The organism is Streptomyces sp. NPDC033136, from assembly GCF_055578235.1.
The window spans coordinates 157,017-179,833 of record NZ_JBVIPD010000010.1; the positions used below are offsets into that span (position 1 = coordinate 157,017).

General features: G+C 68.9%; 19 protein-coding genes and 2 pseudogenes. 16 read left to right on the plus strand and 5 right to left on the minus strand.

What is annotated here, in order from left to right:
* Positions 1-4: 4 nt before the first annotated feature.
* On the plus strand, positions 5-850 hold the full coding sequence (gene mltG / locus ACZ5TL_RS20605; RefSeq protein ID WP_468591441.1) for an endolytic transglycosylase MltG: 846 nt from the start codon (positions 5-7) through the stop codon (positions 848-850).
* 24 nt (positions 851-874) lie between these two features.
* On the opposite strand, the pseudogene ACZ5TL_RS20610 reads toward mltG, so the two are convergent.
* Positions 875-1,240, minus strand: a pseudogene (locus tag ACZ5TL_RS20610) (pyridine nucleotide-disulfide oxidoreductase); the annotation flags it as partial.
* An 85-nt stretch (positions 1,241-1,325) separates the two neighbouring features.
* Between ACZ5TL_RS20610 and ACZ5TL_RS20615 the strand changes: the two are divergent.
* From ACZ5TL_RS20615 to ACZ5TL_RS20640, 6 genes are all read left to right on the plus strand, one after another.
* Positions 1,326-2,849, plus strand: a complete 1,524-nt coding sequence (locus tag ACZ5TL_RS20615) for a recombinase family protein (protein WP_468591442.1) — start codon at positions 1,326-1,328, stop codon at positions 2,847-2,849.
* Positions 2,850-2,912: 63 nt separating this feature from the next.
* Complete coding sequence (locus ACZ5TL_RS20620; RefSeq protein ID WP_468591443.1) at positions 2,913-3,182, plus strand: hypothetical protein; 270 nt, start codon at positions 2,913-2,915, stop codon at positions 3,180-3,182.
* 73 nt (positions 3,183-3,255) lie between these two features.
* Positions 3,256-3,474 carry a hypothetical protein gene (locus ACZ5TL_RS20625; RefSeq protein WP_468591444.1) on the plus strand — a complete coding sequence of 73 codons (219 nt, stop codon included), beginning with the start codon at positions 3,256-3,258 and terminating at the stop codon, positions 3,472-3,474.
* On the plus strand, positions 3,464-4,069 hold the full coding sequence (locus tag ACZ5TL_RS20630) for a hypothetical protein (RefSeq protein ID WP_468591445.1): 606 nt from the start codon (positions 3,464-3,466) through the stop codon (positions 4,067-4,069). Before ACZ5TL_RS20625 ends, ACZ5TL_RS20630 begins: the two co-directional genes overlap by 11 nt.
* A gap of 742 nt (positions 4,070-4,811) precedes the next feature.
* Positions 4,812-5,072 carry a helix-turn-helix domain-containing protein gene (locus tag ACZ5TL_RS20635; protein ID WP_468591446.1) on the plus strand — a complete coding sequence of 87 codons (261 nt, stop codon included), beginning with the start codon at positions 4,812-4,814 and terminating at the stop codon, positions 5,070-5,072.
* Between the two features lie 863 nt (positions 5,073-5,935).
* Positions 5,936-6,712, plus strand: a complete 777-nt coding sequence (locus ACZ5TL_RS20640) for a hypothetical protein (protein ID WP_468591448.1) — start codon at positions 5,936-5,938, stop codon at positions 6,710-6,712.
* 381 nt (positions 6,713-7,093) lie between these two features.
* Here the strand turns inward: ACZ5TL_RS20640 and ACZ5TL_RS20645 are convergent, their stop codons facing one another.
* Positions 7,094-7,324 (minus strand): GntR family transcriptional regulator, encoded by a 231-nt coding sequence (locus ACZ5TL_RS20645; protein ID WP_468591450.1) that lies wholly within the window; start codon positions 7,322-7,324, stop codon positions 7,094-7,096.
* A 293-nt stretch (positions 7,325-7,617) separates the two neighbouring features.
* Here ACZ5TL_RS20645 and ACZ5TL_RS20650 point away from each other — a divergent pair, with 293 nt between their 5' ends.
* Positions 7,618-7,806 (plus strand): hypothetical protein, encoded by a 189-nt coding sequence (locus ACZ5TL_RS20650; RefSeq protein WP_468591451.1) that lies wholly within the window; start codon positions 7,618-7,620, stop codon positions 7,804-7,806.
* Between the two features lie 118 nt (positions 7,807-7,924).
* Here ACZ5TL_RS20650 and ACZ5TL_RS20655 read toward each other — a convergent pair.
* Positions 7,925-8,656, minus strand: a pseudogene (locus tag ACZ5TL_RS20655) (NAD(P)-binding domain-containing protein); the annotation flags it as partial.
* A gap of 347 nt (positions 8,657-9,003) precedes the next feature.
* Here ACZ5TL_RS20655 and ACZ5TL_RS20660 point away from each other — a divergent pair.
* The 7 genes from ACZ5TL_RS20660 to ACZ5TL_RS20690 all read left to right on the plus strand — a co-directional run bounded on the left by ACZ5TL_RS20660 (position 9,004) and on the right by ACZ5TL_RS20690 (position 19,363).
* Positions 9,004-9,426, plus strand: a complete 423-nt coding sequence (locus tag ACZ5TL_RS20660) for a YjbQ family protein (RefSeq protein WP_468591452.1) — start codon at positions 9,004-9,006, stop codon at positions 9,424-9,426.
* Positions 9,427-9,574: 148 nt separating this feature from the next.
* Positions 9,575-12,646, plus strand: coding sequence for a SpoIIE family protein phosphatase (locus ACZ5TL_RS20665; protein WP_468591453.1), 3,072 nt, complete (start codon positions 9,575-9,577; stop codon positions 12,644-12,646).
* 68 nt (positions 12,647-12,714) lie between these two features.
* Positions 12,715-14,265: a sugar ABC transporter ATP-binding protein gene (locus ACZ5TL_RS20670; RefSeq protein WP_468591454.1), complete on the plus strand. Its 1,551-nt coding sequence runs from the start codon at positions 12,715-12,717 to the stop codon at positions 14,263-14,265.
* Positions 14,262-15,347: an ABC transporter permease gene (locus ACZ5TL_RS20675; protein WP_468591455.1), complete on the plus strand. Its 1,086-nt coding sequence runs from the start codon at positions 14,262-14,264 to the stop codon at positions 15,345-15,347. The genes ACZ5TL_RS20670 and ACZ5TL_RS20675 overlap by 4 nt, the downstream gene beginning before the upstream one ends.
* 41 nt (positions 15,348-15,388) lie before the next feature.
* Positions 15,389-16,552: a substrate-binding domain-containing protein gene (locus ACZ5TL_RS20680; protein ID WP_468591457.1), complete on the plus strand. Its 1,164-nt coding sequence runs from the start codon at positions 15,389-15,391 to the stop codon at positions 16,550-16,552.
* A 169-nt stretch (positions 16,553-16,721) separates the two neighbouring features.
* Positions 16,722-17,828 carry an NAD(P)/FAD-dependent oxidoreductase gene (locus ACZ5TL_RS20685; protein ID WP_468591458.1) on the plus strand — a complete coding sequence of 369 codons (1,107 nt, stop codon included), beginning with the start codon at positions 16,722-16,724 and terminating at the stop codon, positions 17,826-17,828.
* A 131-nt stretch (positions 17,829-17,959) separates the two neighbouring features.
* A complete protein-coding gene (locus ACZ5TL_RS20690; protein WP_468591459.1) occupies positions 17,960-19,363 on the plus strand; it encodes a cytochrome P450 in 1,404 nt (467 codons plus the stop codon).
* A gap of 66 nt (positions 19,364-19,429) precedes the next feature.
* Here the strand turns inward: ACZ5TL_RS20690 and ACZ5TL_RS20695 are convergent, their stop codons facing one another.
* The gene (locus ACZ5TL_RS20695; protein WP_468591460.1) at positions 19,430-19,927 is read right to left on the minus strand and encodes a helix-turn-helix transcriptional regulator; all 498 of its coding nucleotides are present in this window, start codon (positions 19,925-19,927) and stop codon (positions 19,430-19,432) included.
* Positions 19,928-20,139: 212 nt separating this feature from the next.
* Here ACZ5TL_RS20695 and ACZ5TL_RS20700 point away from each other — a divergent pair, with 212 nt between their 5' ends.
* Positions 20,140-21,621 carry an MFS transporter gene (locus tag ACZ5TL_RS20700; protein ID WP_468591576.1) on the plus strand — a complete coding sequence of 494 codons (1,482 nt, stop codon included), beginning with the start codon at positions 20,140-20,142 and terminating at the stop codon, positions 21,619-21,621.
* Positions 21,622-21,643: 22 nt separating this feature from the next.
* On the opposite strand, the gene ACZ5TL_RS20705 is transcribed toward ACZ5TL_RS20700, so the two are convergent.
* Positions 21,644-22,777, minus strand: coding sequence for an SGNH/GDSL hydrolase family protein (locus ACZ5TL_RS20705; protein WP_468591461.1), 1,134 nt, complete (start codon positions 22,775-22,777; stop codon positions 21,644-21,646).
* Positions 22,778-22,817 lie beyond the last annotated feature (40 nt).

The following is a 22,817-nucleotide window of genomic DNA, read 5'->3' on the forward strand; positions in this document are numbered from 1 at the left end:
CCGCATGCAGAAGAACACTCCGCCACGGAGCACGATTCGACTGACGCGCCGGGGCCGCATCGCCCTCGTCGCGACCGGAGCCGTCGTGGTCGGTACCGCCGTGGCGGTGCCGCTGCTGACCCTGGCGCCCGAGAAGGACAGCCGGCCCAGGACCCTGGTGATCCCGGAGGGCTGGCGTGCGAGCCAGGTCTACGCCGCCGTCGACAAAGCCCTCGCCCTGCCCGCCGGCAGCGCGAAGAAGTCCCTCGCGAAGGCAGCGCTGAAACTGCCGAACGACGCCGAGGGCAACCCGGAGGGCTACCTCTTCCCGGCGGCCTATCCACTGCGGGAGAAGACGACCCCGGAGAAACTCCTGTCGCTGATGGTCGACACCGCCAACGAGAAGTTCAACGGCGCGCCCATGGCCGCGGGGGCGCAGCGCAACGCCATGAACGTCTACCAGGCCGTCACCACCGCGAGCATCGTCCAGGCGGAGGCGGCCACCACGGCCGACATGGGCAAGGTCGCCCGCGTGATCTTCAACCGCCTCGAACGCGGCATGCCGCTGCAGATGGACTCCACCCTCAACTACGTCCTCGGCCGCTCCACCCTCCGTACGACGGTGAGCGACACACGGATCGACAGCCCCTACAACTCGTACCAGCGCATGGGACTGCCGCCCACGCCGATCGGCAATCCCGGCGAGGAGGCGATGCGGGCGGCCATCAACCCGCCCGCGGGCGACTGGCTGTACTTCGTCACGGTCCGCCCCGGCGACACGCGCTTCACGGCGGACTACCAGGAACACCAGCGCAACGTGGCCGAGTTCAACGCCCAGCGGAAGAGCACTCCCAAGCAGGCCGCCGGGTGAGAGCCCCGTGGGCACCGGCCCGCGTCACGCGGCGACCGGCTCCCCCGCCAGCAGCCGCCTGATGTCCCGCACGGCCGCGCGACCGGCGCGGTTGGCGCCGATGGTGCTGGCCGACGGGCCGTAGCCGACGAGATGCACGCGGGGGTCGGCGGCCGCGTGCGTGCCCTGCATGCGGATGCCGCCGCCCGGGGCGCGCAGCCGCAATGGGGCGAGGTGGTCGATGACGGCGCGGAAGCCGGTGGCCCAGAGGATGACGTCGGCGTCGACGTGCCGGCCTTCCCTCCATTCCACCCCCGTGGGCGTGATGCGGTCGAACATCGGCTGCCGGTCGAGCACTCCGTCCTCGATGCCCTGCCGGATCGCGTCGTTGAGCGGCAGTCCTCTCACAGATGATTGACAACTATGCATAGCCCCTGGGAGAGTTGGAGGCAGAGGGGGACAGAACACACGGTCCCCCCATAGGGGAGGGGTGGACGTGGGGCGCCGCGTACTGCTGTGTGAACGTGTCAGTGATGCCAAGGGGGAGCGTTCCGAGAGCATTGAAGCGCAAGACGAGAAGCTGCGCAGACGTGCCGAGGAAGCAGGCGTCACTATCGTTGACGTGGCACAGGATGTGTCAGTGTCCGGTGACGTTAAGCCTATGGACAGGCCGGAACTCGGCAAGCGTCTTGCCCCTGAGGGACTCGACGCATGGGACGAGATTTGGGTGACCACCCAAGACCGGTTGTCCCGTGATGACAGACACTTCTCTGCGTTCATTGACTGGGCCCTGGATCACAACAAGGTCATCGTTGTTCTCGATGACCCTGACTTCAACCAGATGATGCACACGGTTGAGGGCAGGACCATGCTGCGCCTCAAGTCCATGGGACCGGCCAAGGAACTGGAACGCATCAAGGCCAGGGTCAAGGACAGCCACGAGCGGCGCCGGTTCACTGCACGATGGCACGGCGGTTTCCCTCCCTTTGGGTTCCGTCCTGTCAACCGGTACGAGAACGGCAAGACCGCGGCGTACCTCGAACGTGACCCTGAAATGGTCGAGATCCTGCATGAGATGCGGCAGCAGATCATTGACGGGCAGTCGTTCCTTGGAGTGGCTAAGTACCTCAACGCACAAGGCATCCTGACTGCCAGGGACCGCGCCAGGCTGCGCAAGGGCAAGCCTGTCAAGAGCCGCAAGGGGGAGGGCGTACAGGAGAAGTGGGCAGAGACCACGGTCAAGAACGTTCTCACCAGTGAGTCAACTCAGGGCTTGAAGAAGTACCGGGGTGAGTTGCTCTATGGTCCGGACGGGGAGCCTGTCAGGTTGGCTGAGCCTGTCTTCACTGATGAAGAGTGGGAGTCTCTCCAGGCCGCTATCCAGCGGCGGACACTCAGTAAGGCCAAGAGGGCGAACAAGGTCAACCCTCTGTATGGCGTCACGTTCTGCGCCATCTGCGGAGCCAAGGCAGTACAGAAAGTACGCACCCGAGGGGACATCACGTATCGGTACTACGTGTGCGGATCCTTCCCCAAGGAAGAGCGATGCAAGGGCTCTGTGCGTGCAGATGAGCTGGAAGAGTGGATGGAATTGCTCTTCCTCCAGCGCTGGTTTCATGAGCCGGTGACCGAGAGGGTATGGGTCCCTGGCACAGACAACACCCGAGAGCTTGAGGAAGTGCGCAAGCGCATTGACAGGCTTAGGCGAGACTCTGTGGCCGGCCTCTGGGATGACGACCAAGAAGGGTTCCGGGGCCTCATGGCGTCCCTCATGGGGCGCAGGGATGAGCTAGCCGCGGAACCCGTGATCGAGGGTCACTGGTCTGAGGTGAGCACGGGACAGACCTACGGGGAACTCTGGCCAACCCTTGATGCCGAGGGGCAGAGGAAGCAACTCATTCGGTCCGGGTTCCGAGTTGAGTTGGCTCACGGGAAGTTTGAGGTCACGGGGCCCGAACCTGAGACACCGACCGAACGCACGGCTAGGCTCAACAGACTTGGTCTGACGACCGGGGAATAACCAGCAACACACCGTTGTTACATAGGCACGGGGCGTGCCTGTCGCCAAACAAGAACACGCCCCGTGTCTCCTGTGAAGGAGATGCCAGGATACATGGGGCTGTACGCAGACGAGAACGGCTCGGAGCTGTCTGACTGGCAGGAGGGGCACGTAGAGACGTTGACCGAGTTGGTCAACGCCCTGGGGGACTACTGGAACGCAGGAGTGCTGACCCTGGCAGCAGCAGTCAAGGTCTACGCGCAAACGGCGTACCTCACAGAGGATGAGGCAGCAGAGTTCCTGATAGGTCTTTGGGTAGACGACAGCGTGTCTCAACTGGAGTACGACGCATAGCAGACAACAGAATAAGCATTACCCCGTGAGGGCCCTGTTATCGCAGGGCCCTTTTCTTATGTCCAGAAAGGGCATGGCAGTGACAAAGGCTGAGACAAAGGCAGTGGTGGACATTGCCCATATGGTCTGGCGTGGCGCCATGCAGTATGACGCCGGAATATGGTTCCTCACTCGTCACTACGGAATGGAATGGCAGAGGGCGCGCGGACTCATGGAGTTTGCCATGTCTGCGTACATGACCAAAGAACTGGAAGGCATGCTTGAGATGGTGGGAGAGAAAAATGCAGACTGACATTACCGCGGAAGAATGCATAGCCCTTGGCATTGACCCTAATGACCCCTGGGGCCGGATGCTGAGCATTGAGCAACAGGTAGAACTAGCCCGTATCAGAGCCGGGGCGCGGCAGGAGGAAACAGAGCCGGCCGAGGAAGTCTCTGGAATCCCTGAGGGCGAGGAACTGTCAGAGATCCTGGCAGAGGTCTATGCGCAAATGGATGCCGCGGAACGGCAGGAGGAAGTGTCAGAGGCCATTGGTAGGAATGGCCTAGTGCTCATCAATGACCCTGAGTGGATTGACATGACAGACAGGAACATGGACTACATGCGCCATGTCTACCGGTCAGACCTTAACCATGCTGACAAGAGTGTCTTGGGTGTCGTGGCCCTGCACTGTGGCGTGAATAGCCGTGGCTGCACTGCCTCCAATGAGACTCTGGCCGAGGAAGCCAATATGGATAAGGCCAACTTCCGGAAGAAGCTGAGCCGGCTCACCAAGGAAGGCTGGATTCGAGAGAACGGCATGTGCCCCGCGGTGCGCCCTGGGATGAGTGGAACCAAGGTTCGGCACATCGGTGTCAAGAGGTCATGGCTAGAGGAAGGGTCGTAAGAACCCTCCCCTAGAACACTCTGCTAGGTCGACCCTCTACAGGGAGGGTCGTCACGACCCATGCTAGGGAGGGTCAGGACAACCCCCCAAACATATACCCCTCTCTCCTTAAGAGAGGGGAACATATACCTAGTAAGTAAGAGGTTCCTTGGCTCAGAGGCCAAGGGGATCCCTGACAGCCAAGGCAACGACCGAACGGAGTGAGGGAGAGTTGAGCTAGCCAGACCTTTAGGGGTCTGGCAGCGAAACACGAGACTTAGTCGAGTGGAGAGACCTCATGTCTCGACTAGGGATTGTCCAGCCCCGGCTAAGCCTCTGTGTGGCGCTGTAGCGGCCTCTGTGCCGCTCCCTGGTCTCTGTGGTCATCTGAGCCCCTGTACGGCCCTCAGGAGGGCGCACAGGGCGTCAAGGTCTGTCTGTGGCGCCTGTGTTGGGCCCTGCCCCGGGCTCCGAGACCAGAGCCAACCTCTCTCCTGTGATGTGGCTCTCAGTTCCACCACTAGAAGTCACAAACCACCCCCGAGTGACACCGACGTCAATAGTGAGAGCAGAAAACAGGCTTCTCTTCTCTCAACCTCCCTCCGTAGTTGTGGTCATGCGTTCCCCCTCTCCTAGGTTCTGGCACTGGGTTGCCTAGGTAAGTGGCCCTGGTCTCTGTGTTCGCCATGTCGCAGAGGCCAGGGTCATTTTTTATGCCCATGGACCCCACAACTCCACACATGGCAGAAGGAAAGTGATGTCAATGCGAAACAAGGTGTCCGTATGGGACCGCCAAACGTGGTCGTCAATCAGGGAAGTCAAGGGCATTACCTATCGGCAAATTGCCGAGGCTTGCGACGTTTACGAGGGAACCCCGGAGAAGTGGTTCAACGGGGAACGTAACCCGAAGCTCAAGTATCAGGTAGCCGTTGCCAAGGTGCTTGGTATTCCTCTGCGCACCGTACTTGCCGCGATCAAGGATCCCGGGGTGCGTGCGGCTATTCGAGCCGCATACAACGACTAGACGTTAGGACACATGGCGAATGAACAACTTCCACACTCCCTGGTATGCCATGGCTACTGCTGCTATTGGGCGTCCGGCTGTCTTGCTCGGCGCACTGCTCATGGGTGCGCCGGCTGAGATCAGTCTTGCTCGAACCGCGGGATTCAGTGGCGGTACCGAATACATGGCACCCCTGGTCCTTTCTCTGTATGCCGTCTGCGCCGCTATTGCTGCCACTCGCCCCAAGGGTGTCAGGGGCCGTATCAGCGCCATTGTGGGTGCCATTACATCGATCGGACTTGCTGCGGGTGCGCAGATTACGGCGCACCTACTTGCAGCCGGCTATGTCACTTCCGGCCCATGGCTTATCGCTGCCCTGAGTGCAGCTCCCTCTGTCAGTGCAGCTCACCTCCTGCACCTTGCCGTGACGCCCCGGAACACGACTGTCGGTGTCACTCAGGCTGATTCAGTCCATGAGGGCCCTGAGAGCGACGGAAACGATACTGAGGCTCCAACCTCTGATGACTGTCTGGCGACTGGTCCAAAGGGGCGCTCCAAGCCTTCTCTAGCGGCTATTCGAGAGGTGGCGGACACTCTCGATAAGACTGGGCAGAAGGTCACGGCTAAGGCCCTGTCAGCCGCTTTCAAGGTCTCGGAGCGCACTGGCGCTAGGTACCTCTCTGCTCTTACTGCCTAGGAGGAATGCCATGGATGACACGGCTAAGGACACAGAGGCAGCAGGACAACAGACCCATGCAGAGATCAATGACATGACACCCCTGGAAGTGTGGGAGGCCATTAGGGCCGGACACTTCCGGGGTGAGTAGGGAACACGCTGACTAAGAACTAGGCATCAGCATCGCTGATGTCGACTAGGAGAGACCATGACTAAGTACATTGTTGAACCCCCGAGTGACCTCCCCCTTTCCCCTAAGGTCAAGGCACTGCGTAAGGCATACGAGGATGCCAAGGCAAAGCTGTCTGACTACAGGCAGGAGAACGCAGCCTATGCCACACGGAATGTCACCAGGGAGTACGAGGCTACGCCCCGGTATGAGGTTCCGGCCCTGGTCAAGGCTGAGCAGGAATTGCGAGAGCAGGAAATTACCGCGGTACAGGCCGGCAAGGAACTGCCTGACAGGGATTCAGTGCTGCTCCCCATTCAGGCCAAGGCTGACGAATACAAGCGCATGGTGCCTATCCTCAATGCCCTTGTGGAGAAGGCTCACCAGGAATACTCAGAGGCTCTGAAGGATGAGCTTGTGACCATGGGCCTTAAGGAGGCCCAGAAGGCTGCCAAGGCACGCCAGGAATGGGAGCGACTGTATAAGGCTGCGGAGGATGCCCGTAGGACCCTGGAGAGGCATGCAGGGTTGTTTGCGTGGTGCGCCACCTCTGGCAACTACGAGACCACTCCTCTTGAAGGTGCCAGTGCCGGTAACCGAGTTGAACACTGGGAGTTGGCGGAGGATGGCCGGCTGACCACAGAGGCAGCCATTGCACTTGGCTATGAGGGAGTAGGCGTCATTGGTGGACTCATTGTCATGCCTGAGCCCGTGATTGATGAGGCCGCGGAAGCTGAGGCGGAATTCTGGCGTACCTACAAGCCTAAGATGTTCATTGCCAAGGCGGACGGCTACGGTAATAGCTGGGAGCACTGACACATTTCCGGGGATTCTGACACGCCTTTTTTGGCTGTCAGGGTCCCCGGCTTTTGTGTTTGGCATCTGCTCTTGCGAGAATCTCGAAACCCGTACATGGTCGAATGCAACGACTACTGACGGGGGTGTTTCCGATCATGAAAAGTGCCAAACTCGTACGCAAACAGAGGAAGGCGCTCCCGGCGGGTTCATCGAATGTCTTTCTAGCCATTACCCCGGGGGTGTGCGTGTGCATATACCTGAGCAGGCGCAGACAATGCCGGCATGCCTTAGGTGAGTGGCATACGAAACGACACTGACAAGCCAGAGAGCAGACAGAGTAGGAGAGGCCAGGGGTAGAGACTTGGCCCCACGGCAACGACAGCCGACAAACGTTCCTGGCTAAGTGCTCCGGTCTGCCACGAATGAACCGCGGCCAGACCAAGTGATGATCAGTCCGTCTGCCCTGAGGGCTGCAAATGCCCGCTGGACTGTTGACGCAGCTACGTCGAACTCACTCGCCACGGCGAGGACAGCAGGCATGCGTGACCCTGAGGCGTAGGTGCCCTCGGTGATCCTGGCCCTGAGGATGCTCACAAGCTGCGGGTAGACAGGCTGCGTCCGGTCGATCATGGGTCAAGCGTGCGACCGTTCGGGGATACACGCATCCGAGGATTCGACCTTACGAGTATTCGAGGGTACGAGTACGCTGACCCTTCTCCGGTACTCACTGGAGACACAGAACGGCCCCGGGCAGAGGGACTAGCTCTGACACCGGGGCCTTGCCCCTGGAGGTAGGGACTATGGGCATCATCCCAGAGGGTCAGTCAGAGCCGGCCAAGACTGTCATCTGTGAGGCAGGTGGCAGGATCGAGCAGCTTCTACAGAGGGCTCTCCTCATTCCCCGAGCATCTGAGGCCAGGGAAGTGCAGTCCTGGGAAGAGTCCATCCTGGGAGTGGCCAGGATGGACGTGGTCCGGGCCCTGTCCGTGGCAGAGGACGAGAAGGTGACCAGGGCGGAACTCACGGTGGCCCTGTTCTTCCTGGCGCAGTCCGCCCGTGCTGCGGTGCGTGTCGCTGAGTCCAGGCAGGAGCGGCTAGACACCCTGCCCTAGCAGGCTGCACCCCAGAGACAGGGCCCCTGGTGAGCACCATGACCAGGGGCCTTACTCATGCCCGGTTATACGGACAGTCATCATCCCTGGTCACGAGAGTGTGTTGTCAAAGTCCTGTGACAGGCAGGCCGGTGACCGAGACGACACTGCGGGGCGGCAGCCCCTGCCGCACCCGTTCCTCGACGAGCGCGACCGCCGCCCGGCCCGCGTTCTCGTCGAACGGCCCCTCACGGAAGACGGGCGGACGCCGCGTCACCCAGGTGGTGGCCGCCGCGTACGGGGCGATCTCCAGCAGATGCTGGGTGCCCGAGGCGCCGCCGCCCACCACCACGACCCGCTGACCGGCGAACTCCTCGGGCCCGGGGTACTGCCCGGTGTGCAACTGCCGCCCCCGGAACGTCTCCTGGCCCGGATAGCGCGGCCAGAACGGCCGGTCCCAGGTGCCGGTGGCGTTGATCAGCGCCCGCGTCGACCACACGCCGTCCGAGGTCTCCACGCGCAGCCGCCCGCCGGGACCCTCGCGCACCGCCCGCACGTCGACGGGCCGCCGCACCCGCAGGTCGAAGGTCCGCTCGTACCGGTCGAAGTACGCGCCGATCACCTCGGCGGACGGCCGTGCCGGGTCCGCGCCGGTGAGCTCCATCCCCGGCAGTGCGTGCATCCCGTGCACCGTGCCGTACGTCAGCGACGGCCAGCGGAACTGCCAGGCGCCGCCGGGCCCGGGGGAGTGGTCCAGCACGACGAAGTCGCGGTCCGGCTCGAAACCGGATCGCCGCAGGTGATAGGCGCCTGCCAGACCGGCCTGACCAGCGCCTATGACCACTACCTCGACCTCACGCGTGTTGTTCACGCTTCTACTAACGGTGCCGGGGGTGCGGATCTTCCCGGAGCGGCTCGACGGCGCCGAACCAGTGGACTTCTCCGGCCGGCGGGCCGGAAGGAGGCCCCCGGCGAGGACCCGCGTGATGATGATCAAGGCCAGGAACCGTCCACGCTGCTCGCCCGGGCGATCACCGCGGTCGCGAGCCCCGGCAACGTCTACGGCGGCTCGGTCGTCACCAGGCCGTGAGGCGCGGTTCCCCCGCCGCGCGGCGGGGGAACCAACGGGCCGCCGGGCCGGGGCGGCCGTGCGGAACCAACGGGCCGCCGGGCCGGGGCGGCCGTGCGGAACCCGGCGCATGGGTCAGGATGGAGGGCATGTCAGATGTCTTCACCACCCGCGTTCTGAACGTCAGCACCGGATCCACGGAGAGGGTCCTCGACATCACCGGCGACTGCGAGTCCTTTCTGCGGGAGGCGGCGGCCGGCCGCGACGGCCTCCTCAACGTCTTCGTCCCGCACGCGACGGCGGGGATCGCCGTGCTCGAGACCGGCGCCGGCAGCGACGACGACCTGCTCGCCGCGCTGCACACCCTGCTGCCCGCCGACGACCGCTGGCAGCACCGGCACGGCAGCCCGGGCCACGGCCGCGACCACGTCCTGCCCGCCCTCGTCCCGCCCCACGCGACCCTGCCGGTGCTGGGCGGACGACTGGAGCTCGGCACGTGGCAGTCGGTGTGCCTGGTGGACACCAACAAGGACAACCCGGACCGGAAGGTGCGGCTGAGTTTCCTGGGGTGATCGCGGTCCGCCGGGCCGCACGCGCCCGCCCACCCCGGCCGAGGTGCTCCGGCACAGCCGTGACGCATGCCCGTAATGCCCGTATCCTCATCAATGCCAGATGCTCTTCCCGAGCAGGGGATTACCGCGGGCGCAAGTGAGGCGAAGCGTGGTTCGGTCCGGCGAGGAACCCAGGCAGGCGGGACGTGCGACGGACGGCACGGGGCCCGCCCGTCTTCGCGAGCGGTTCCTGCAGGGCGAGCCGGTCGAGACGGGCGTTCGGACGTCCATCCTGAACTCCTGGCGGCGCTGCCGGACCCTCGGCCTGTCGCCGGCCACGTCCGACCTGCCCTACCAGGAGGACTTCGATCCGGCCGCCCGGATCGTCCGCGCGGCCGTGCCGGTGCTCGACCGGCTGCAGGCCACGTTCTCCGGCCGCCAGGTCAACATCTCGGTCGCGGACGCGAACGGGACGGTCCTGCTGCGCCGCTTCGGGGATCCGGCGATGGTCAGGAGCCTGCCCGCCATCCAGGTCGTCCCCGGGTTCGTGTTCGCCGAGCAGGTCGCCGGCACCAACGGCATCGGACTGGCCCTCGCGGAGCGGCAGCTCATCCGTGTCTACGGTGCCGAGCACTTCGCGGAGCGCTCCCAGGCGAGCGCCTGCGTCGCGCTGCCCGTCCGGGACCCGCTCAGCGGGCGCATCGAAGGCGTCCTGTGCTTCGGCTATCCGCGCGGCTTCGAGCAGCCAGGGCTGGGCGTCACCATCCGCAGGGCGGCCGAGGGCATCGAGCGGCGGCTGCTGGGGCAGAGCTCGGCGCACGAGCGCGCGCTGCTGCGGGCGTACCAGGCCTCCGGGGCCGAAGCCGCCGGGCGGCACCGCGGCGTCCCGATGGACGCGCTGGCCCGCGAGTTCCATCCCCGTGAACAGGACATTCTGCGGGAGAAGGCCGCCGAGCTGATCTCCCGCGGACAGCGGGGCGCCGTCGACGTGCCCCTGCCCGGCGGCCGGCGGGCGACCCTCGTGAGCCGCCCGGTGACGAGCACCGCCGGGCTGCGGGGCATCGCCATCGAGGCCGTGCTCCCCGGCTCACCGGCGGCGGATCCGCTCGCCATGCCGCACCAGACGGCCGAGCCACCGGGCCTGTCCGTCCCCGCGGTCCCGCACGCCGCACGCCCCTCGATCGTGCTGCCGTCGGGCCACCTCGCGACCGTGCCGGGCCCGGCCGTGACGGCCGACGGGGACGGACAGGCCACCGAGCCCGGCCCCGCCACCGCGACCACGGGAGACCTGAGCACCGGCCTGGGTACCCCAGGTATCGGCGAGCCTGCCGCGGGTGACGGAGGGCGGGGGGCTGCCGAGCCGGGGGAGCCGGCTGGGGCCGGTCCGGAGGAGGGCGCGGCTGGGTTCGGCCGGTATGCCGCCGGACCGGGGGAGCCTCCCGCGGCCGGCGGGGAGGGGGGCGCCGCTGGGCTCAGCCCGTCTGCCGCGGACGACGGGGGGCCAGGTGTGGCGGACGGGCACGCGGAAGCGCCGTTCCCGGCCCGCGGCCTCGTGATGCTGGGGGAGCCGCACGTCGGGGCCTACGCCCTGGCCGCGCGGCGGCGCCTGGAGCTGCTGTCCGAGGCCAGCGCCCGCATCGGCACCACCCTGGACGTGCGCCGTACCGCCGAGGAACTGGCCGAGACGGCGGTCCCGCGGCTGGCCGACTTCGTCACCATCGACCTGCCCGACGCCGTCCTGCGCGGCGAGGAGTCCGCCGACCCACTGGCCGACCTGCGCCGCACGGTGCTCCACGGTGCCCGCGAGGGCGTGCCCTTCACCCCGCCCGGCAAGCGCGTCGACTTCGGCCCGACAGCGCCCCAGCTGCGCTGCCTGACCAGCGGCGAAGCCGTGCTGGAACCCGACCTCGAGGCCGCGGCGGGCTGGCTCGCCCAGGACCCCGAGCACCCCGCGGGCCTGCTGGGCCACGTGCACTCCCTGATCGCGGTGCCGCTGCTGGCCCGCGGCGTCCTCCTCGGCATCGCGGGCTTCTACCGCGCCGGGGGTTCCTTCGATGACGACGACCGCTCCCTGGCCCAGGAACTCGCCAATCGCGCCGCCCTGTCCATCGACAACGCCCGGCGTTACACCCACGAACGCGCCATGGTCCTGGCCCTCCAGCGCCGCCTGCTCCCGCACGGCCTGCCCGACCAGGACGCCGTCGAGGTCGCTCACCGCTATCTGCCCGCCGAGTCCGACGTGGGCGGCGACTGGTACGACGTCATCCCCCTCTCCGGTGCCCGCGTCGGGCTCCTCGTCGGTGACGTCGTCGGCCACGGCATGCTCTCCGCGGCCACCATGGGCCGGTTGCGCACCGCCGCCCGCAGCTTCGCCGAGCTCGACTTCCCCCCGGACGAGGTCCTCACCCACCTGGACAACCTCGTCGGACGCCTGGACCGGGAGGACCCCGACGGCAAGGGCGTCGGCGTCATCGGCGCGACCTGTCTGTACGCCGTCTACGACCCGGCCGGGCAACGCTGCCTGATGGCGCGCGCAGGCCATCCGCCGCCCGCGCTCGTCCGCCCCGACGGCACCGTCACCTACCCCGACCTGCCGGCCGGGCCCCCGCTCGGCCTCGGAGGCCTGCCCTTCGACACCGTCGAGGTCGACCTCCCCGAGGGCAGCCAGCTGGTCCTCTACACGGACGGCCTGATCGAGGACCGGCACCGCGACGTCGACGTGGTCCTGGACCAGCTGCGCACCGCCCTGGCCCATCCGGAACGCGCGCCCGAGGAGACCTGCCAGGCCGTCCTGGACACCGTGGCGCCCGCGCACCCGCACGACGACATCGCCCTGCTGGTGGCCCGCGTGCATGCCCTGGACCCCGGCCGGATCGCCGATTGGGAGCTGTCCGCCGACCCGGCGCTCGTCGGCGAGGTCCGGGCCGCCGCCATGCGCCGCCTGTCCGACTGGGGGCTCGAGGAGACCGCGTTCGCCGCGGAACTGATCCTCAGTGAGCTGATCACCAACGCCATCCGGCACGGCACCGGGCCCATCCGGGTCCGGCTGCTGTACGGGCGCACCCTGATCTGCGAGGTCTCCGACGCCAGCAACACCGCCCCGCACCTGCGCCGCGCGGCCAGTACCGACGAGGGCGGACGCGGTCTGTTCCTCGTCGCCCAGCTCTCGCAGAGCTGGGGCACCCGCTATCTGCCCGAGGGCAAGGTCATCTGGGCCGAGTGCGGACTCGACGCGGCGTGACGCGGCCACTGGCCCCGCCGGACTCGCGACACTCCTGAAAAGTGCCCGAAATGATGTAATTTGTTCGGGTGTATGACGCTCCCGGCACCTCGACGAAGGCGGCCTCGCCCTTCGGCCCGGAGCCCCTGGTCCGGATCCGGGGGCTCGGCAAGCGGTTCGGCGGGACCGTCGCGCTGGCCGGGGTCGACCTCGACGTCCACACCGGCAGTGTCCTCGCCCTCCTCGGGCCCAACGGCGCCGGGAAGTCCACGCTCATCAAGATCCTCGCCGGTGTCCACCAGGCCGACGCGGGGCAGATCACCGTCGCCGGGGAGCCCCTCGGCAGCCGCACCGCCGCCCGCGGCATGTCCTTCATCCACCAGGACCTCGGCCTCGTGGAGTGGATGACGGTCGCCGAGAACATCGCCCTGACCAACGGGTACGCGCGCCGGGCCGGGATCGTCTCCTGGCGGGGCACCCGCGAACGCTGCGTCGACGCGCTGCGGAGCGTCGCCGGTCACCTCGACCCCGACGCGCCGGTCTCCGGACTCACGCCCGCCGACCGCTCGCTGGTCGCGATCGCCCGGGCCCTCGCGGCACGCGCACGGCTCATCGTCCTCGACGAGCCCACCGCCCGTCTGCCCGCCGCGGACAGCGTCCGGCTCTTCCGCGTCCTGCACGGTCTGCGTGACCGGGGGCACGCCCTCCTCTACGTCAGTCACCGCCTGGACGAGGTCTACCAGGTCGCCGACACCTTCGCCGTCCTGCGCGACGGCCGCCTCGTCAGCCACGGCCGGCTCGCCGGCCACAGCCCCACCCGCCTGGTCCGGGACATCGTCGGCGAGGAGGAGAAACCGGCCGCCCGCCGTCCCGCCGCAGCCCCGGCCGACGCACCGGCCGTCATGACCCTCGACGGCGTACGCACCGGCCGCGCCGGGCCGGTCAGCCTGGAGCTCGCTGCCGGAGAGGTCCTCGGCCTGGTCGGCCTCTCGGGTGCCGGGCACATGGATCTGGGCCGCGCCCTGGCCGGGGCCCTGCCCCTCCTGGGCGGGCGGGCCGTGCTCCACGGGCGGCCCTACCGCCCTCGCACCGTCGCCGAGGCCGTCGCCCTCGGGGTCGGCCTCGTACCGGGCGACCGGCTGCGGGAAGGCTGCCTCGCCGAGCTGACCGTCCGGGAGAACCTCCTGGCCAACCCCCGCGCGGGCGGCCCGCCGGCACCGCGCTGGATCGGGCCCCGCCGCGAACGCGCCCGGGCGGCACAGCTGATCGACCGGTTCTCGGTGCGCCCCCGCGACAGCGAGGCCCCCATCGCCACCCTCTCCGGCGGCAACCAGCAAAAAGTCATGATCGGCCGCTGGCTGCGGGCGGACCTACGGCTGCTGATCCTCGAGGAGCCGACCGCGAGCGTGGATGTCGGCGCCAAGGCCACCATCCACCGCCTGCTCCACGAGGCACTGGAGGCCGGCCTCGCGGTCCTGCTGCTGTCCACCGACTTCGAGGAGGTGGCGAGCGTGTGCCGGCGCACGCTGGTGTTCGTGCGCGGAGCCGTGACGGCCGAGCTGAGCGGCCCCGCCCTCACCGTCGCCGGACTCACCCGGGCGGCCTCGGCCATGCCCCCGTCCACCGCAGGGCACCCATGACGCCCCCGCCCCGGCCTCAGCGCCGCCCCGGGCGCCTTCGCCGTCCGGGCGGGCACCACATCGGCGCCTACGGCCTGCTCGCCCTCACCGCCCTGCTCTACCTGGTCTTCTCCCTCGCCCTGCCGGACACCTTCCCCACGCTGGACACCCTCGACTCGATCCTGTTCAGCCAGTCGATCCCCGCCGTCCTCGCCCTGGCCGCCATGGTGCCCATCGTCACCGGCGCGTTCGACCTCTCCATCGGCTACGGCCTCGGCCTGGCCCATGTGATGGTGCTGCAACTCGTCGTCGAACTGGCCTGGCCCTGGCCGCTCGCATGCCTCACCGTTGTCGCCGGAGGGCTGGTCGTGGGCGTCCTCAACGGCATCATCGTCGTGTTCGGCCGGATCGACTCCTTCATCGCCACCCTCGGCACCGGCAGCATGATGTACGCGGTGACCGGCTGGGTCACCGACGGCGGCCGGATCGTCCCCGGCCCGCAGGGCCTCCCGCCCGCGTTCACCGACCTCTACGACTCCTCGTTCCTCGGCCTGCCGGTCCCCGCCTTCTACGTGCTCGCCCTCGCGGCCGTCCTCTGGCTGGTGCTGGAGCGGCTGCCGCTCGGCCGGTACCTGTACGTCGTCGGCTCGAACCCGCGGGCGGCCGACCTCGTCGGCATCCCGACCCGCACGTACACCGTCTACGCGTTCGCCGCCTCGGGTCTGATCGTCGGCTTCGCCGGAGTGCTGCTCGCGGCCCAGCAGCAGATCGGCAACCCGAGCGTCGGCCTCGACTATCTGCTGCCCGCCTTCGTCGGCGCCCTCCTCGGCTCCACGGCGATCAGGCCGGGCCGCCCCAACCCCCTCGGCACGGTCGTCGCCGTGGCCGTCCTCGCCGTCGGCCTCACCGGCATCGCCCAGCTGGGCGCCGATTTCTGGACCGTCCCACTGTTCCACGGCGGCACGCTGCTCATCGCCGTGGGCCTGGCCGGATACGCCGCCCGCCGCCGGCTGCGCGGCGGTGCGGCCCGCGACACCCCCGCCGCGCCGCCGCCCCCGCCCTCCGCGGTCCCCGAGGGCGGTACGGCGGGCGCGCCCCCCTGACCTCTTCGGCAGATCCCGTCGATCCCCTCACAGGAGCACCCGTGGACCGCACCCGCAAGGCCGCCCCCGCACTCCGCACCGCGCGGCTCGCCTCCTGCGTGCTGCTGGCCGCGGCCGCCGTCCTCACCGGCTGCGAACGCGGTTCGACGGACGGCGCCGACGAGACCGCCACGGGCCGCAGCGGCTGCCCCGCCGTCCACGCCCGGGCCGGGGAAGCCGTCACCCGGGCGGAGCGGACCGACATCGCCTGGGACGGCCCCGCCGACGGCCCGGAGGCGGTGTCCCGCAAGACCATCGTCTACGTCGCCCAGACCATGACCAACCCGGGCGTCGCGGGCACGGCCGAAGGGGTGCGGGAAGCCGCGCGGGTCATCGGCTGGGACGTCCGGGTGATCGACGGCCAGGGCACACCGGCCGGCATCCAGGCGGCCATGAGCGAAGCCGTGGCCCTCAGGCCAGCGGGCATCGTCATCGGCGGCTTCGACCCCGACTCGACGGCACAGCAGGCCGCCCGGGCCAACGCCCTGCGCATCCCGCTCATCGGCTGGCACGCGGTCCCCGAGCCGGGCCCCAGCCTGCGGCCCGACCTCTTCACCAACGTCACCACCCGGGTCCAGGACGTGGCCCGCATCAGCGCCCAGTGGGTCATCGCCGACTCGGGCGGACGCGCCGGGGTCGTCCTCATCACCGACGCCTCGATCCCCTTCGCGCGGAACAAGTCCGACCTGATCCGGAAGGAGCTGGAGCGCTGCCAGGGCGTGCGGCTGCTGTCGGTGGAGAACATCCCGATTCCGGACGCGAGCAGCCGCACCCCGCGGGAGATCTCCTCCCTGCTCTCCCGGTTCCAGGACCGGTGGACCCACTCCGTGGCCATCAACGACCTGTACTTCGCCGACGCCGCCCCCGCCTTCCGCGCGGCCGGCGTGAAGGGCTCGGGCCCGCCCTTCAACATCGGCGCCGGGGACGGCGACCCGTCCGCCTTCCAGCGCATCAACAGCGAGCAGTACCAGGCCGCCACCGTGCCCGAGCCGCTGTCCCTGCAGGGCTGGCAGATCGTCGACGAGTTCAACCGCGCCTTCTCCGGCCGTCCCGCCAGCGGCTATGTGGCGCCCGTGCACATCGCCACGGCCGAAAACAGCGAGGGCGCCTCGGCCTGGAATCCGACGGGCTACCGGGAGGCCTACCGGAAGATCTGGGGGAAGTGACGGCCGGTCAAGTGCCGATGCCTTCACGGAACATGCACGGATCCCTGTAATCCCTTTAACCTTCAAGCGCTACTGTCGCGGTCAGTCGAGTGACCGCCGGGAGCCGAATCCGAGCGGGGCCCGTCCGCGGCGGCACTCGATCCCCCCACCCCGGCACAGGAGACTCGGTGTGTTCGACGGCGACGTAGTGGTGATCGGCGGCGGCTACGCCGGTGTCCGGCTGGCGAAGCGGCTGGACGGCACGGCCCGGGTCACGCTGGTGGACCGCAAGGAGGTCTTCTTCCACCGGGTCGCCTCCCTGCGCGCGGGCATCCGCCCCGAGTGGACCCACGCCCCCTTCATCCCCTACGACCGGCTGCTGCACCAGGGCCGGGTCGTCACCGGCAAGGCCGTCCGCATCGACACCGCCGAGCGGGAGGTGGTCCTCGCCACCGGTGAGCGGCTGCCCTACGACGTGCTCGTGATCGCCACCGGCGCCGACTATCCCGAGCCCGCCCGCTTCACCGGCACCACCACCGAGGAAGCGGCCAAGTCGTTCGCCGAGCATCAGCGCAACGTCGCCACGGCCGAGCATGTCCTGGTCGTCGGGGGCGGACCCGGCGGCGTCGAACTCAGCGCCGAGATCCGCCTCGCCCGCCCGGACGCCCGGGTCACCCTCGCCCACTCCGGGCCCGCCCTGCTCGACTCCGCCGGAAGCGAGCGCCCCGGCCGCAAGGCCCTGGCATGGCTGGAGTCCCACGACGTCGAGGTGCGGCTCGACTCCTTCATGTCACCCGGCAACGACTTCGGCACCTACCGCGACGCCCGCGGCACCGTCCTCGAGGCCGATCTGTCCTTCTGGGCGACCGGCACCACCCCCAACACCCTCTGGCTCCGCCTGGCCGGGCACGGCGACTGGCTCGACGGCGCCGGACATGTGAAGGTCGACCGGACCCTCCGGGTCGAGGGCAGGCTCGACGTGTTCGCCGTCGGCGACGTCAACGACGTAAGCGAACTCAAGATCACCCCGGCCGCCCTCGCCCAGGCGGACCTGGCCGCCCACAACATCCGTGCCTACCTGCAGAGTCCGGGCAGGCACCGCAAGGAGCCGCGCTTCTACCGGCCGGTCCACCGTCCCCCGTTCATCGTGCCGTTCGGCCCGGCCGACGGACTGACCGTGCTGCCCGTCCCGGGCGGCGAGCCCGCGGTCCTCGGCAGCCGCACCACCACCCTGGCCAAGGCGAAGACCCTCATGACGCCCTACATGCGGCGTCAACTCGGTTACACCGCGGCCTGATACGCGACCCAGGCTTCCGCGTCACCCCACCCCCGTCGTTACCCGTCGGTTCGGCCTGAGGTAGGGTCCCCCCGTTTCCGGTTACCGGCTGATGGCGCGCCGGTACAGGGCGTGTCGGAGGGTGGCAAGCGATGGAATCCCAGCGGGGTGACGGCGGATCCGTGGACCTGGACGACACGCGGTTGGAGACACTGCGTCCCGAACCGCTGCTGACCAGGGACTACGAGACGCGTCCCGCGCTCGTGTACGAGCGGCTCCGGCAGCAGCACGGTCCGGTCGCGCCCGTCGATCTGCTCGGGGTGCCCGCCTGGCTGGTCCTCGGCTACCGTGAGGCGCTCCGGGTGCTCCAGGACGACGACGGCTGGCCCAAGGGCCTGGAGAACTGGCGGGCCCGCTCCGAGGGCCGGGTGCCGGCCGACTGGCCGCTCGGCCCGTCCCTGGAGGTCAACCACATCCTGATCCAGGGCGGCCCCGGCTACCGGCCGCTGCGCACCGCCTGGGACGTGGCCCTCAAACCCTTCCAGGACCCCCGCCACCCGCAGGCCAAGCGCCTGAAGTCCGCCGTCACGGCCTACGCCGACGAGCTGATCACCCTGGTCGGGCAGGGCGGCAGGACCGGCGTGGCCGACCTGTCCGCGCAGTTCTCCCGGCCGCTGCCCCTGATGGTGGCCAGCCATCTGCTCGGCTTCCCCGGCTCGCAGGGCGACGACGCGCTGATGGACATGTGGCGCGTGCTGGACGCGGGCCCGGACGCCGAGGCCGCGCTGGAGCGCCTGCTGGCGACGCTGGCGGAACTGGCCGCGCTGAAGCTGGAGCAGCCCGGCGACGACTTCCCCTCCTACCTGCTGGCCGCGCACCCGGACCTGTCGCTCGACCAGCTGGCCCGCGAGCTGTTCATGCTGCTGGGCATGACCTCCGACCACGTCGGCATCCTCATCTCCAACACGGTCGTGGAGGTCATCTCGGGGGAGGGCAGCGTGCGCGCCAGCCTGTCCGCCGGGATGGTCAGGGAGACCATGAACCGCGTGGTCATGCGCAAGCCGCCCCTGGTGAACTTCGTCCCGCGCTTCGCGGCCGAGGACACCCCGCTCGGCAACTACACCATCCGGGCCGGTGACCCGGTGTGGGTCTCCTCGGCCGCCGCGCACGCCGACCCGCTCTTCGCCGACCACGTCGCCTCCGGCACCACCATCAGCACCCGCGCGCATCTGTCCTGGGGGGCGGGTCCGCGCCAGTGCCCGGCGCGGGAACTCGCCTCCACGGTCGCGGCGGCCGGCGTGGGCCGCCTGTTCGAGCGGTTCGACCACCTCGACCTCGCCCTGCCCGCCGACCAACTGCCCTGGCGCTCCTCGCCGTTCATGCGCGGCTTGCGCTCGCTGCCCGTGCGGTACGAACTCGCCTCGGCGCCGCCCGCGCGGCCGTGGACGGACGACCCCGCGCCGGAGGTGGCCCAGGAGATCCTTCCGGACCCGTCCGCCCGGCAGCGCTCCTCGCTGTGGCGCTACCTGACGGGCCTCATCCGCGGCGGCCGCTGACCGCGAAGAGGCCGAGCCCAACGCCCATCCCGCATCGGCGTTCCTCCCGGTCCCGGGAGGACGCGTTCACGCCGGACGCGTGACGAACGGTGCTGGCCGGCGGGGCGCCGGGGCTGGGATGCTCGTGACAGACCCCGGCAGGGAGCGAGGGCCCGCGGGGGCCGGGCAGGTACACCTCGATGACCTGCCCGGCCGCTCCTCTGCCAGGGCGTCTGCGGACGTGAGGCTCACGCCCAGCCCGACTCCAGGGCGATGCGGATCGCGTCGATGCGGTTGCGCCCCCCGTCTTCCGGGTGATCGCCGAGATGGTTGCTTGACCGTCGCCACGGACAGGCACAGCCGCTCGGCGATCTCCCGCGTGGGCGTGCCGTCGGCGGTCAGCCGCAGCACCTCCACCTCGTGCGGCGTCAGCGGGTTCGCTCCCGCGTCCAGCGCCAGCGCGAACTCGGGATCGGCGAACCGCTGCCCCCGCACCAGCTTGCGGACCCGTGCACCAGCCGGTCCGGCGGGGCGTTGGTTCCGTACGCGGCCCGCCGGTCCGCCTTCCTCGGAGTGTCGCCGCACACTCCCGGAATTCCAGTTCGGGGCCGCAGCGCAACTGGCGTTCCCGCCCGAGCGACTGCCGTCAGCGCACGGCCCTCACAGGGGCAGAGGGTGATCGAGTGGTGAGCGCTGGAGGCCGGACGTACCGTCGAACGGTGGACACCGCAGGCAGTGGCCCGCAGCCGGTCTCACAGGCGACCACCACCAAGGGATCCAGTGGCGGCGGGAACGCGATGGCACTCCTGGTCATCGCCTCCTGCCAGCTGATGGTGGTCCTCGACATCACCATCGTGAACATCGCGCTGCCGCACATCCAGAGCTCCCTGGACTTCTCCACCACGAGCCTGTCGTGGGTGGTGAACGCGTACACGCTCACCTTCGGCGGCCTGCTGCTGCTCGGCGGCCGGGCCGGCGACATCCTGGGACGGCGGCGCGTCTTCGTCTTCGGCGTGCTGCTGTTCGTGCTCGCCTCCCTGCTCGGCGGGTTCGCCCAGAACGCCGGCCAACTCCTCGGGGCCCGCGCCCTGCAGGGCGTCGGCGGCGCCATCGCCTCCCCGACGGCCCTCGCCCTGATCAGCACCACCTTCCGCGAAGGCCCGGAACGCAACCGCGCCTTCGGGGTCTTCGCCGCGGTCTCCGCGGGCGGCGGCGCGATCGGGCTGCTCGCGGGCGGCATGCTGGTGGAGTGGCTGAACTGGCGGTGGGTGCTGTTCGTCAACGTGCCCATCGGCCTGCTCATCGTGCTCGCGACACCGCGCTGGATCAGGGAGTCCGAACGTCACCCCGGCCGCTTCGACGTCACCGGCGCGCTCACCTCCACGGCGGGCATGGTGCTGCTGGTCTACGGATTCATCAGGGCCGCGCAGGACGGCTGGCGCAACTCCCTCACCCTGGCCTCGTTCGCCGGCGCGGTGGTGCTCCTGGCGGCCTTCGTCCTGATCGAGCGGCGCTCCAGACAGCCCATCACGCCGCTGCACATGTTCGCCGACCGCAACCGCGCGGGCACCTACGGCATCATGCTGTGCCTCGCCGCCGCGATCTTCGGCATGTTCTTCTTCCTCACGCTGTTCGTGCAGAACGTGCTGGACTTCAGCCCGCTCGCGGCCGGACTGGCCTTCCTGCCGGTCAGCGCGGTCATCGCGGTCGGCGCCGGACTGGCCTCGCGGTTCCTGCCCGTCTACGGGCCCAAGCCGTTCATGGTGGTGGGCGCGATCCTGGCGGCGATCGGACTGGCCTGGCTCACCCTGACCGACGTGCACTCCACCTACGCGGGCAGCGTCCTCGGCCCGATGCTCGTCTTCAGTCTGGGCATGGGCATGGAGTTCGTGTCGCTGACCCTCATGGCGCTGTCGAACGTGCCCACCCCGGAGACCGGCGCGGCCTCCGGAATCCTCAACGCCACCCAGCAGGTCGGTGGCTCCCTCGGCCTGTCCATCCTGGTCACGATGTACGGCACGGCCAGCGCCAACAAGGCGGAGAATCAGGTCCCGGACTTCCTCCGGCAGGCGACCCCGGCCGAACGCCTGCGGTTCGAACGCACCGGGGAACTGCCCAAGCCCTGGTCCGACGAGATCCTCACGTCCGGCGTCTCGGCCGCCTTCATCATGGCGGCCGTCTTCACCGCCGTCGCCGCCCTGATCGCCCTGGTCGTCATCCAGGTCCGCCCCTCCGACCTGGAACGCCTGAAGGGAGGGACGGGCCCCGGCCAGGTGTGAGGCCCGCCCCCTGGAATCGCCCCTACGCCCCGATCCTCGCCGCGATGAGCGGCGCCAGCCGGTCGGCGACGGCCCGGTGCCCCCGGTCGCTGGGATGCACCGAGTCCGTCAGGTCGCCCGACCTCAGCCAGCCGGTCGTGTCCACGAAGGACACGCGGGCGTCACCCCCGGCGACAGCGGCCCGCACAGCGGCCTCGGTCTGCGGGACGTACCGTCCGCGGAACGTCTCCAGCGCGAAGATCCACGCGTTGGGGTACGCGGCCCGGACCTTGCGCAGGAGGCTGCTGTACGCCGACTGGAACTGCGTCGAACTCACCCCGTGCCCCACGTCGTTGGTGCCGAGGTTGATGACGACCGCATCGGCGCGGTAGCGCGAGAAGTTCCAGTCGGGCGTCGCCCGGTTGGGGTTGAGCTTGGTGAACTGCCGCTCCAGACCGACGCATCCGTCGGCCGCGGCCACCAGGCACGCACCGCCCTGCGCGATCTGCGTGTGCTCGACGCCGAGCCGTTCCCCGATCAGCCAGCCGTAGGCGGTCCTGGCGTTCTGCGAGGTCGTCGTGCCCACGGTGATCGAGTCGCCGACGAACTCGACCAGCCTGGCCGGGGCCGGCGGTGCGAAGGTCGTCGCGCCGCTGTCGAGGACGAGCCCCTGGAAGACGGCGTCGCCCCGGTAGGAACCGGCCACCACCTGGTAGTTGACCTGGAGCGTGTGGTTGCCGGGGGAGAGGGCCGCCGGGGTCAGGTTCACCGTCCCCTTCACGTCGTCGTAGAACTTCACGGGCCCGTTGTCGATCCGCGCCCACAGGTCGATCGTGCCCCGCTGCTTCAGCTTCACGGTCCGTCCGGTGAAGCCGACCCGGTAGTAGGCACCCGCCCAGTACGGGGTGTAGGCGGTGCTGGAGCTGGTCGTGTCCCAGCGGCCGACGAACTTGATGTTCGGGTCGCCCGGCTGCCCGGGAGCGGCGGCCTCGGCCGCTCTGCCGGAGGAGGCGTCCCAGCGTCCGGCGGACGCGATGTCCGGATCGGGCGCGGAGCCGTCACCCGGAGTGCCGTGTGCGGGCGAGCCGCCTGCCCAGGACAGCAGGCAGGCCAGCAGCACGGCCGTGAGCAGCGCGGGCAGGGTGCGTTTGGGGGTGGCGTGGGGGGAGGTCTGCACGGAGTTCCCTTCACATGGAGGTGGGGTGGGAGCGCTCCCA